Below are 12,146 nucleotides of genomic sequence, written 5' to 3' on the forward strand. Positions count from 1 at the left end.
CGTTACACCTCCTGCACTTTTTCTATTAAACGGATATACTTTCCGTAATCAAGTTCGATCGTCTTAAGCGAAACAACTAATCCTTCTAAAAGCGTTTGTGCTTTTTCTGCTGCATGAACGTCTAAATCATTAGGCAATTCATACGTTAAGAATCCGCCATCACTTCCGAGTTCAATAGTTGCCTGCACATTACAAAGTTCTTCCACTGCATTTATAGAACCAAACACAACCGCTGTAGTTCCAGCACAGACAAGGTCTTGTCCATGTGGCGCATAATCGGCATGCCCAGTCATTTTAAATGATTGGATACTTCCTAATTTCGTGCGACTTATCGTAATTTTAATCATGTTAACCTGGATTAAGCGTTGATAGCTTCAACAACTAGCTTAGTGTAAGGTTGACGATGACCTTGTTTCTTACGATTGTTCTTTTTCGCTTTGTATTTGAAAACGATGATTTTCTTAGCGCGACCTTGTTTTTCAACTTTCGCAGTAACTGTTGCACCTTCTACAACTGGGCTACCAACTTTAACGTTTTCGCCACCAACGAAAAGAACTTTGTCAAAAGTAACAGTTTCACCAGCTTCAACATCTAATTTTTCAATGTAGATTGCTTGACCAGCTTCAACTTTAATTTGTTTTCCACCTGTTTCGATAATTGCGTACATACTTGCACCTCCTCTTAATTACTAAGACTCGCCAAAAACGAGGTAGACATAAATGCCTTTAGGGAACCTGTCTTGTGCGGTTGTAGCATATAGCCGTTTAGGTGCTATAAACTATAACATAAAGATGTTATCATGAATCATAGACGGTTGTCAATAAATGTTCTGCTAACTATTTTTTCCGTTCTACAATTTCTTTTTTACTCCCAAATCGGATAATAGCGTACTTTTCGATAATATCATCTTTGAAATAAATTTCAAATGGAATATTTTTTTGTAATTCTTTTTGCAAAAATTGTTTTTGCAGCTCTTTAGGCGCAGCAATTAATACTGCTTCATCTTCTATATTGCCATATGTGATTAGTTCTCTCTCTAACTCATACGCAATTGTTTCATACGACATAACATAACCCGTCGCTTTGCAAGGTACACACTCTTCTAATAATACATCACGTAAAGAATGTTTTTTACGTTTACGTGTCATCTCCAAAATCCCTAACTCTGTAAATCCGAGCACTCTTGTATATGTGCGGTCATCTTGCATAGCAGCTATGAGACATTCTCTTACCTTTTCTTTCTCTTCTCGTCTTTTCATATTAATAAAATCAATTAATATCATACCGCCAATATCACGTAATCTTAATTGACGTGCAATCTCTTCAGCTGCCAGCTCATTTGTACGAAGTACTGTATCTTGTAAATTTTGTTTTCCCGTAAACTTGCCTGTATTCACATCAATTACAGTCATCGTCTCCATTTGTTCTACAATTAAATAAGCACCATTTGGAAGCCACACAATTTTTTGGAGTGCTTTCTCAATTTCACGCTCTATTCCAAAATGGTTAAACATCGAAGATTTTTCATTATAAAAAGACACTTTTTCTTTTCCAACTTTGTCTTCTAATTCTTTTACTATACTTCTTGTATCTACAACTACTTTTTCAATCGTTTCAATTGGATTCTCTTGAAATACACGATCTAAAAAGGTCGCCGGTCGATGAAGTAGTAACGGTGCCTTTCCTTGGCCCTCTTTTCTTTTTAACTCTTCATATAACTGCTGCAAATTTTGCATTTCAGCTTGTATTTCTTCAATTTCCCCTTTTTCAGAAGCAGAGCGGAAAATATACCCCCCCGTTCCTTCTACTTCAATTTCGAGTAGCTGTTTTCTTCTTTTATTATTTTTTATTTTTCGAGAAACGGCTCGCATTTCATCGTACGGCATATAAACGACATATTTCCCGGTAAATTCTATGTTCGCTGTCAATTTAGGTCCTTTCGTATCAATTGCCTCTTTCACCACTTGTACGAGTATCGCTTGCCCTTCATGTATCCGATAAGAAGATGGTACATCATCATATGAAAGGTAAGCATGTTTTTCTAAACCGATGTTTACAAATGCTGCGTTCATTCCAGCAATCGTTCTGGCGATACGCCCAACATAAATATGTCCAACAATCTCTTGCTCTTCATTACGTTTCCATAAAAACTCAACAATCTTTTTCTTCTCTTCAATTGCAACGCGCTTTTCCGATCCAGCATAATTCACATATAACGTTTTCAAAATTATTTCCTCACTTTATAATCTTCTTTGCTTTTACAATAATAAAAGGTTAGTGCTATCGTCAACACTAACCGATTAATTCTTCAACTGATGAAGTTGTTCGTTTTTCAGTAAAATATGCATAGAGCAATTCATTTTCATCCAATGTGTAATGCTCTTTATATTTTCCACGGACGATAATAGAATGCTTATATCCTCTACGAAATTTTGTGAAGATCGTATATAAACGATCTTCCGTTTGCACCTCAATAGGTGCAATCTTTTCGATTCCTCTTTTATTTCCGTAATAACGTTCTAATAGAAAACGCATAAATGCATACCGTCTTTGTTTCCACTCTTGATATAACGACACTGCCAAAAATATGAGTAGTACCCACATCATAATATTGTTGCTATTCCAAAGTAACTGCCACCCTAATATTACACCCAAAAAAACACATGACAATTTCATCATCTTTTCATGTGCTTGTAAATAAGGGAAACGATATGATAGTACATTAAACAATACTTTCCCGCCATCTAACGGCCAAATAGGGAGTAAATTAAACGCTAAAATAATTATATTATTCCACATAAAGAAATAATATAAATCTGCATTCAGCCAACCTGCTTCAAACAACATATAACCTACCAGCATCATCCAAACATGCTGAATCGGTCCTGCAATGACGACAACAAGTTCCTCTTTCAATGACTTATTTCCATGTTCCTCAAGCTCAGCAACGCCACCAAACGGCAAAAGCTGAATTTTTTTAATACGCCAATTATAGTGCGCTGCTGCAAGAGCATGCCCAAGTTCATGAATAAGAACAATACAAAACAACAGTAGTAACTCTTTAAAACGTGCAGTAAAAATACCAATGACAATAATAACCCAAAATAATGGATGCACGGAAATTTTCGTTAAAACGTCCCTATATTTAATCAAATGATATCACCTGAATCGGATCAATAAATTTTTCATTCTTTTTTATCGCGAAATAAAACTTTCCATTTTTATCATTTGTATCATTACTCACCGTTCCAATTTTTTGTTTCTTTGAAACGTAATCATATAATTTAACTGACATATCGTTTAAGTTTGCATACCATGACTCCGTACCATCTGCATGTTGAATTTGAACTGTATTTCCAAGTTCCTCTTTTTTACCCGCAAAAACAACTAATCCTTCATTCACTGACTCGACGGTTGCATTTGTAGCTGTTTGGACAAATACACCTTGGCCATTTTTTTGAAACCCTTGCATTACCTTTCCGGAAGCAGGAATGGCATAATCTTTTTGCTGCATATTTCCTTCCTTTTTCTCATTCGGCGAGTAAAATACAAGCGGTTTTCCAAATTGCTTTTCGTACCATTTCGCTACAGTAGCAAACTGAAATTCCTCTTTCATCACTTTTTCTGTAACAGCTTTAGCACCATCGAACGAAGAAGGGGCATTCTTATATAAAATAGCAACAGAAAGAACTAATATTGCTGATAATAAAACTTTGAAGAAAAAGACTTCCTTTCGAAATAAAGGGTGAATTTCCTTTTCCCCATCTTCAATAAATACCGCTTCACTATCAAAATTCCCTCCGGTAAAATACTGCTCTTCCTCCATCCTTTCTTGCTCTGCCTTCCTTTTTGCAATTCGCTTTTTTATTTCTTCTACACGTCTATTCTTCATACTGTCTCCTTTCTTCCGTTAAGCTAATTTAAATAGAAACAGTTGTATACAGTTTGTACATATGTATGAGCTAAGAAAGAAAGATATTCGTGTGAAGAAAAAAAGAAAGCACTTCGCATATATGCGAAGTGCTTTTAACGGATTCCAAAGAAGTTTTTCACTTTTGTAAATACCGATACCTTTTCTTGGTCAAATGCTTGTAATGGTACATTCTCACCTAACAAGCGTCTTGCAATATTACGATAAGCTAACGCTGCTTTTCCGCTCGGTTGCAACGCTACAGGTTCACCTGTATTTGTAGCACGAATAACTTCATCGTCATCTTCGACAACACCGAGAAGTTCAATTGACAATGTACGTACAATTTCATCAACATCTAACATATCCTGTTCATGAAGCATATGACTACGTACACGGTTAATAACAAGTTTCGGTGGTTCAATATCCTCTTTTTCTAAAAGCCCAATAATACGATCCGCATCGCGCATCGAGGATACTTCTGGCGTCGTAACAACGATTGCTTTATCCGCACCAGCTACCGCATTTTTAAATCCCTGCTCAATTCCCGCAGGACAATCGATTAATATGTAATCATAATCTTGACGTAATACTTGTATTAATTCATCCATTTGTTCAGGTGTTACCGCTGATTTATCACTCGTTTGTGCTGCAGGTAATAAATAAAGATCATCAAAACGTTTATCTTTAATAAGAGCCTGAGGTAAACGGCAACGCCCTTCAACGACATCAACAAGATCAAATACAATACGATTTTCCAGCCCCATTACTACGTCTAAATTTCGAAGACCGATATCTGTGTCAATTAAGCACACTTTCTTTCCAGATAACGCTAGGGCTGTACCAATGTTCGCAGACGTTGTAGTTTTACCTACTCCGCCCTTTCCAGATGTAATTACTATTGCCTCTCCCACAGCTATACAATTCCCCTTTCTAACTTTGTTAAATTAGGTCTAAGATGAGTGAGAAGTTGCAGGCGATCGACAACAATGTGATTGTTCTCATTAATATACGCACATTCTGCCGCCTCCGCTCCGTCTTCTTTCTCTTCCGGAGCCCGCATTGCCACATCACTAATTCGAAGTTGCATTGGGTTCATAATAGATGCAGCAATTACAGCATCCGAATCCCCATAATACCCAGCATGTGCAATTCCTCTTAATGATCCTATGACAAAAATATTCCCCCCAGCGATAACCGTTCCGCCTGGATTAACATCTCCAATTAACAACAAATTTCCTTTTACATGTAACACTTGTCCAGAGCGAACAATTTTGGAAATAGGGACAATTTCTGTTTCTTCTTTCCAAGCTATTGCTTCTGCTTTAGTTATAACATCACTTTCAATTGAATCCACAACAAGATTCTTTTTATTACGAATTAACGTACGAATCTCTTCTTGTTGGACTTCTGTTAAATAACGATTCCCTACTTTCACATGCACTTCAATTAAAGAGCGCCCATCACCATCGTAGTAATGTGTAGAAAGTTTTTCGTCTAATTCCATCAACAATTCAGAGAATGAACAACAATCATCTAAATGAAGCGTTATCCCATCTTTTGTCCCTTTTATTGTTACATTTTGTTGCTTTTTTTCTTCCACTAAAGTTCACCCCACCGATTCAATTCGACATAAAATTAGAAAATCCTTTTTTCTTTTTCTTCCATCGCTTTTGAAAGACGCAATACATATCGTCTCAGTGGGAAACAAACTATCAATAAGAAAATAGCATTTAACAATATAGTAGAAAGGAGACGATCTGTGAAAAAGACATACGCTGACATATGAGTACGTCCCAACAAAGTTAAAAATCCATACACATAATACTCTAGTGCTACAATGCTAGCTAATATGATAGAAACAACAATAAATAAATTCAATTGCAGTACCTTCATTACACTATAAACTAAATAAGCTAAAATCGGATAAGCAAAAATATATATCCCGACAAGTTCTGTGTATACGGTATCAAATAAGAAACCAAATAATAGTCCGTAATAAATCCCTTGGACCGGACTATAATACACTGTAATAAAACATAAAACGATTATAAAGAAATGCGGTGCTGCTATACTGTCTTTCCAAAACACATCGGTCGGAACAACAGTAGCAAACATATTTTCAAATAGAAACACAAAAAGGAGCAAAAGAGGAAGAGCTGCTCTTTTTAATATCTTCATCATCTCTTCTTCTCCTCCTATTCTAATGGCGCTGAAGGTGTTGCACGTTTAGCAACCGTAATATGCTCTACGTCATTTAAATCAGCGGCAGGTTTTACATAAGCTGTTTTTGTTAAGCCATATGCATCCGGCTGAACATCAACGATTTTTCCAATTACAAGACCTTTCGGGAAAATATCACCAAGTCCAGATGTTACAACTAGTTGATCCTTTGCTACCGGTGCATCAGAGCCAATCTTTGTGAAAAGAAGCAATTGTTTTTCTTTGTCATAACCTTCAATCAATCCAAAGATTTTCTCTTGCCCTTGTACAATAGCAGAAACGCGATTTGTTCTGCTCATAGAACTTAGTAATTCTACTGATGATGTAAACTGAGATACACTTTTCACTCTTCCAACTAACCCTTGTGAAGTTACTACAGCCATATCTTTTTTAATTCCTTGCTGTGCCCCTTTATCAATTCCAATTAAATCGTACCATTTATCTGGATTACGAGAAACAACAGTAGCTGGAATTTCAGTATATCCGCTATTTAACTCTTTTTTACCAGTTAGCTCTTGTAGCTTCTTGTTATCATCTTCTAGTTGTTTTACTTTCCCTGATAGACCTGCATAATTATCTAATTTTGCTTTTAATTCTTTATTCTCTTCATACGTGCGCTTTACATCCTCTACATTTTCGAAGAATCCAGCTACGTATTTCGCTGGCTTTTGGAATACACGTTCTACAACACCGACAGTGTCTTTAACAAACTGCTCTGGCCATGTTAAACTGTTCCGTTCTTTCAATGAGATTCCAATCAATGCCACGAGAAGAATAATACTAACTAACAAAACAATTAATCTTTTGTTTAAGAAAAACTGTGGCACGTTCACACCCTCTTAATTTCACTGATTTTTATTTTGCAATATTATCGAGCAGCAGTTTTGAAAAGATCGATATTGTCTAATGCTTTACCCGTTCCAATTGCTACGCAATCTAATGGATCTTCTGCAACAAGAACTGGCATTTTTGTTTCTTCACTAATTACTTTATCTAAGTTACGTAGTAATGCCCCGCCACCTGTTAATACGATACCGCGGTCCATAATATCAGCCGCTAATTCCGGTGGAGTTTTTTCTAACGTATTTTTAACTGATTCTACAATCGCATCTACTGTATCTTTTAATGCATCTGCAATTTCTTCTGGCTGAATTAGTACTGTTTTTGGTAAACCACTTACTAAATCACGACCGCGAATTTCCATAGGCTCGATACCTTCTGGCTCGCCTGCAGAACCAATTTCTAATTTTAATGCTTCAGCTGTTCTTTCACCAATCATTAAGTTGTAGCTTTTCTTAATGTACTGAATGATTGAATCGTCCATATCATCACCAGCAACACGAACTGACTGGCTTGTTACAATACCACCTAAAGAAATAATTGCAACTTCTGTTGTACCACCACCGATATCAACAACCATACTACCAGTTGGTTCCCAAACAGGTAAGTTTGCACCAATTGCTGCTGCAAATGGTTCTTCGATAGGATAAGCATCACGAGCACCCGCTTGACGAGTCGCATCGATTACTGCACGTCTTTCTACAGCTGTAATACCAGATGGTACACATACCATTACATACGGCTTACGTGAAAAGAAACCGTTTGATTTTTGAGCTTGTTGAATGTAATATTTCATCATTGTTGCAGTTGTTTCATAATCAGCAATTACACCGTCTTTCATTGGGCGAAGTGCCACAACGTTCCCTGGTGTACGACCAATCATTTGTTTTGCGTCGCTACCTACAGCAACGATTTGTTTCGTATCAGTTTGTAACGCAACTACTGAAGGTTCACGTAAAACTACACCTTTTCCTTTTACATATACAAGCGTGTTCGCAGTTCCTAAGTCTATTCCAAGATCGCGAGTAAATCCACCAAATCCAAACATATTATTTATCTTCCTTTCTTGTTTTCACGGACTCATTTTTTCTTACTTTATATTATAAAAACAGTACGTTTTTTATATCTTTATCCTTTTTGTAGATAAATTTCTACAAAAAACTCATAAATCACATTATAAAACAAAATAAGTAAAAAGCATAGTCTTAAATATGACCTTTTTCCTTTAAACTCACGAATTTATGGTCACCTATTATAATATGATCAAGCACTTCAATTCCGATAATTCGGCCGCATTCTACTAAACGTTTTGTTACTTCAATATCTTCACGGCTCGGCGTAGGATCTCCTGAAGGATGGTTATGAAGACATATGATAGAGGCTGCTGCACGACGGAAGGCTTCTTTAAAAACTTCCCTGGGGTGTACAATTGACGTGTTTAAACTTCCAATAAAAATCGTTTGCCTATGTATAACTTGATTTTTCGTATTTAAATATAAACAGACAAAATGCTCCTGTTGTAAAAAACGCATTTCTTCCATCATGTATTTTGCACAATCTTCTGGACTTCGAATACTATATCTATTTTGATATTCTAAACGTACCATTCTTCTACCTAGTTCAAAGGCCGCCATAAGTTGCGATGCCTTTGAAATCCCAACACCATGTATACTAATTAGCTCTTCTAATGTTGCATCTTTCAACATACGCAAGCCATCAAATTGGTGTAAAATTTTATCTGACAACTTTAAAACTGTTTCTTCTTTAGAACCTGTTCTGAGTAACACTGCGAGAAGCTCTCGATTTGATAAACTTCCAGCACCTTCTAACAATAAACGCTCCCGTGGCTGTTCTTCTCTTACAACATCACGAATACCGTTCATCTCTCCACCCCTTTATTTGTTCTCTCAAAGAAAACCCCATGCAATTTTACGCATGGGTTACATCAATATCAAATTGTTTTAATTCCCGAACGAGACGTGCAATTGGTAAGCCAACTACACTATAGTAGTCCCCTTGAATATGTTGAACGAAAATAGATCCTTTACCTTGAATCCCATAACTACCTGCTTTATCAAGAGGTTCCTTCGACGCAACATATGTATCAATTTCCTCTTCTGTTAATTCCCAAAACGTAACTTCTGTACGCTCATAAAAAGTAACCGTTTTTTCTTTTGCTATAATTGCAACACCTGTATACACTTCATGTGTTTTTCCTGACAGTAATTGTAACATTTCTTTGGCCGCATCCTCATTAGAAGGCTTACCAAGAATACGCGATTCATATGTAACAATTGTATCTGCACCTAACACAATGTGATTACTATTATTTTCTGCCACCGCTGATGCTTTTTGCAAGGCAAGCGACATTACAATATCAGAAGGCGATGAATATGCACCGATTGTTTCCTCTACTTCACTTACAACGATTTCAAATGGCACACTAGCTAACTCAAGCAATTCCTTCCTACGAGGTGATCCTGAAGCTAAAATTATTTTTCTCATATTTTCTCCTTCCTTTCTCACATGAAGCAGAACAATTTATATCAATCGTATCAAAGGAGTAGTTTGCCCACAAATGAAAGAAATATTAATTTCTCTAACAAAAATAACACTTCTTTATTGCATACGATTATATTCCTGTCATAGAGAAAGCACTTTACTCTAAATTCAAAAGAAAAGAAAGAAGTACATGTACTTCTTTCTGACTCATTTTATTATCCTATCATTTCACTTTCTACGAAACAATTTTTTCATACGAGAGTAAGCCATCAATAATAACTTGATTTAATTTCGCCAAAGATTCCTTATCCATTTTCCCATCTTTTACTGTTTGTACAGCCACCGACGTATACATATACAGTTTCTTCGCTTCTTCTCGCTTCATACTTTTCCCTTCTTTTTCAATCGCTTTCCATTCTTTTTCAATCGCTTCTATATCTTTTGCGTTGCTTTTCCCACCAACTTGTACGCTAGAAGCATATTTTGTTAAATGAGCATATAATGGCTGCACTTTTGTTAAAAATGTTCCTACTTCTTTATCATCTTTCAGCAATGCTTTATCTGTTATATCCCAGTTCTTTTTCAAAACGGAGACACCGTCATTTTTATACTGAGTCATTAATTGATTTATAGCTTGTTCATCGCTAGCAATACCAACAACTATTGCATACTTATCCCCGCTCGGTCTCAAAGCTCCAATGCCCCCATTGCCTTTCCATTCTTCAAGAGCTGCCCGTCCCTTTTCTTCAGAAGAATAAAGCCCCCCTTGAACAAAAAATAATTTCATCGGATCCAATGACGTTCCTGCCTGTGCTTTTTGTTTTTCTTCTTTTGGTGCTGATGTTTGTTCTACCGTTCCACCCACCTTTGATTCTCCATTCCCAGTCGGCTTTGAAGCTGTTACTTCACTTCCTTCTGTCGTCCCTTGTCCAGTGAGTAAATGAAGCATCCCCATTCCAAACGCCGTACCGATAATAATTGCGGTTGCAACGATTGCAATTAATGTATTACTCCACTTCTTTCGGTATTTTTCCACAGACATCGATTTCGCTTTTTGAAACGGAACAACATTTCTCGGTCGTTCACCTTCTACTACCATCCATTCAAATTCATCTTTCTTCTTTTCCTCATACTTCGCTTCTGTTCCATTCACTTTCACTGAGATCGTTCGTGATTGCTTGTCCATACACTCACACCTCACCTCTTATCGTTGTCCGCATCATATCATATTCATTTCACAAAAAAACGAGATATTTGTCAGAGAAATTCGCCAAATAACCCTATATATTTATCTTATATGTATGCTTTTGACTTCATTTGTAGAACAAAAAACTAGATAGCAAAGACTATCTAGTTTTTCTCGCGAATATATTTTCGAACTTCAGAAATGAAATAAAGAGAACCTGTTATGATGAAAACATCATTTTCTCCTATCCTTTCAACTTTTGTATCAATTGCCTCTTTCCAATTTTCAAAAATTAATTTTGATTCTTTTTGTGAATATGATGCAAGTTTATCAGCAGCGATAGCACGATCAAAGGCGAATGTTGTAAAAATAATTTCATCTGCAATGGTTTCTAATTGGCCTACCATGTTATGCAATTGTTTATCACCAAGGGCAGTAAATAAAACTATTACATTTTTATCTTTGTAATGCGCTTCTACTGTTTTCACAAGGCTTTCGATACCTTCTGGATTATGGGCACCATCAATAACAATGTCCGGATTACTTTGTAATTTTTCAAATCTTCCAATCCAGTATGCTTCCTGTAATCCAACTCTTATTTCTTCATCCTCAATTAAAAATGATACATATGTTTTCAGGTACATCACTGCCATAAGTGCTACTGCTGCATTTCCTACTTGGTGAATACCTTTCATTGAGATTTGCACATCTTCAAATGCAGCGAAAGGACAAGTAAAATCAAACTGTTCTCCATCTTCGTTAGATTGTTTATGTAGTGCTGTAAACTGCTTGCCCACTTCATATAAGTTCGCATTATTTTCCTTCGCAACCTTTTGAATGACTTGCAACGCTTCCTCATCTTGTACACCAGTAACTACTGGAACACCTGACTTAATAATCCCCGCCTTTTCATATGCGATTTCTCCTAGTGTATTCCCTAAAATATGCATATGATCGTGACCGATATTCGTAATAATCGTGAGAACAGGGTGTATAACATTGGTAGAATCAAAACGTCCACCAAGCCCTGTTTCAAATAAAACAACATCACAGAAATTGACTTTACCGAAATAACAAATTGCCATAACAGTAATAATTTCAAACTCAGTCGCTTCCCCTAAATCCGTCTCATCTAGTTTTTCAACAACTGGCTTTACCATCTTTACGAGTTCAGTAATCTCTTCATCTGCAATTGGTGTCCCATTCACACTAATGCGCTCATTAAATGTTTCGATATAAGGAGAGGTAAACGTTCCTACCTTATACTTCGCGCCCTCTAACATGTAGCGCATATATGTTAACGTTGAACCTTTTCCATTTGTACCAGCAAGATGAACACATTTTATATGACGTTCTGGATTTCCGAGTTCTTCTAGCATCCATCTCATTCTTTCTAATCCTGGCTTAATTCCAAATTTCAATCGGCTATGAATCCATCCTATCGCTTCTTCGTATGTATGTATCACGTATGCTTTTCCCCTTTCA

Annotated in this window: 14 protein-coding genes and 1 other annotated feature; all 14 genes read right to left on the reverse strand. The window is 36.5% G+C overall.

Annotated elements, in window-relative coordinates:
• Positions 1-2: 2 nt before the first annotated feature.
• The 14 genes from COK05_RS02190 to COK05_RS02260 all read right to left on the reverse strand — a co-directional run bounded on the left by COK05_RS02190 (position 3) and on the right by COK05_RS02260 (position 12,127).
• Positions 3-347: a ribosomal-processing cysteine protease Prp gene (locus COK05_RS02190; protein WP_001973720.1), complete on the reverse strand. Its 345-nt coding sequence runs from the start codon at positions 345-347 to the stop codon at positions 3-5.
• An 11-nt stretch (positions 348-358) separates the two neighbouring features.
• Positions 359-667, reverse strand: coding sequence for a 50S ribosomal protein L21 (gene rplU, locus COK05_RS02195; RefSeq protein WP_000270907.1), 309 nt, complete (start codon positions 665-667; stop codon positions 359-361).
• A gap of 14 nt (positions 668-681) precedes the next feature.
• Positions 682-759 (reverse strand) — a sequence feature (ribosomal protein L21 leader region).
• A 77-nt stretch (positions 760-836) separates the two neighbouring features.
• Positions 837-2,225, reverse strand: coding sequence for an Rne/Rng family ribonuclease (locus COK05_RS02200; RefSeq protein ID WP_098611285.1), 1,389 nt, complete (start codon positions 2,223-2,225; stop codon positions 837-839).
• 67 nt (positions 2,226-2,292) lie between these two features.
• On the reverse strand, positions 2,293-3,153 hold the full coding sequence (spoIVFB, locus tag COK05_RS02205; protein WP_098611286.1) for a stage IV sporulation intramembrane metalloprotease SpoIVFB: 861 nt from the start codon (positions 3,151-3,153) through the stop codon (positions 2,293-2,295).
• Positions 3,146-3,892: a stage IV sporulation protein SpoIVFA gene (gene spoIVFA / locus COK05_RS02210; protein ID WP_098611287.1), complete on the reverse strand. Its 747-nt coding sequence runs from the start codon at positions 3,890-3,892 to the stop codon at positions 3,146-3,148. Before spoIVFA ends, spoIVFB begins: the two co-directional genes overlap by 8 nt.
• Before the next feature lie 134 nt (positions 3,893-4,026).
• On the reverse strand, positions 4,027-4,824 hold the full coding sequence (minD, locus tag COK05_RS02215; RefSeq protein ID WP_098611288.1) for a septum site-determining protein MinD: 798 nt from the start codon (positions 4,822-4,824) through the stop codon (positions 4,027-4,029).
• A 2-nt stretch (positions 4,825-4,826) separates the two neighbouring features.
• Positions 4,827-5,513: a septum site-determining protein MinC gene (minC, locus tag COK05_RS02220; RefSeq protein ID WP_098611289.1), complete on the reverse strand. Its 687-nt coding sequence runs from the start codon at positions 5,511-5,513 to the stop codon at positions 4,827-4,829.
• Positions 5,514-5,548: 35 nt separating this feature from the next.
• Positions 5,549-6,094 carry a rod shape-determining protein MreD gene (gene mreD / locus COK05_RS02225; RefSeq protein WP_098611290.1) on the reverse strand — a complete coding sequence of 182 codons (546 nt, stop codon included), beginning with the start codon at positions 6,092-6,094 and terminating at the stop codon, positions 5,549-5,551.
• 14 nt (positions 6,095-6,108) lie between these two features.
• Positions 6,109-6,960 carry a rod shape-determining protein MreC gene (gene mreC / locus COK05_RS02230; protein WP_016080178.1) on the reverse strand — a complete coding sequence of 284 codons (852 nt, stop codon included), beginning with the start codon at positions 6,958-6,960 and terminating at the stop codon, positions 6,109-6,111.
• Positions 6,961-7,001: 41 nt separating this feature from the next.
• Positions 7,002-8,021: a cell shape-determining protein MreB gene (mreB, locus tag COK05_RS02235; RefSeq protein WP_000466736.1), complete on the reverse strand. Its 1,020-nt coding sequence runs from the start codon at positions 8,019-8,021 to the stop codon at positions 7,002-7,004.
• A gap of 157 nt (positions 8,022-8,178) precedes the next feature.
• The gene (radC, locus tag COK05_RS02240) at positions 8,179-8,856 is read right to left on the reverse strand and encodes a DNA repair protein RadC (protein WP_098611291.1); all 678 of its coding nucleotides are present in this window, start codon (positions 8,854-8,856) and stop codon (positions 8,179-8,181) included.
• 46 nt (positions 8,857-8,902) lie between these two features.
• Entirely contained in the window at positions 8,903-9,478 is a 576-nt protein-coding gene (locus tag COK05_RS02245) for a Maf family protein (protein ID WP_098611292.1), read from the reverse strand.
• 232 nt (positions 9,479-9,710) lie between these two features.
• Positions 9,711-10,661, reverse strand: a complete 951-nt coding sequence (locus COK05_RS02255; RefSeq protein WP_098611294.1) for a stage II sporulation protein B — start codon at positions 10,659-10,661, stop codon at positions 9,711-9,713.
• 164 nt (positions 10,662-10,825) lie between these two features.
• On the reverse strand, positions 10,826-12,127 hold the full coding sequence (locus COK05_RS02260) for a bifunctional folylpolyglutamate synthase/dihydrofolate synthase (protein WP_098611295.1): 1,302 nt from the start codon (positions 12,125-12,127) through the stop codon (positions 10,826-10,828).
• Between the last annotated feature and the right edge of the window lie 19 nt (positions 12,128-12,146).

This window comes from Bacillus cereus (assembly GCF_002567495.1).
GTDB lineage: Bacteria > Bacillota > Bacilli > Bacillales > Bacillaceae_G > Bacillus_A > Bacillus_A cereus_AQ.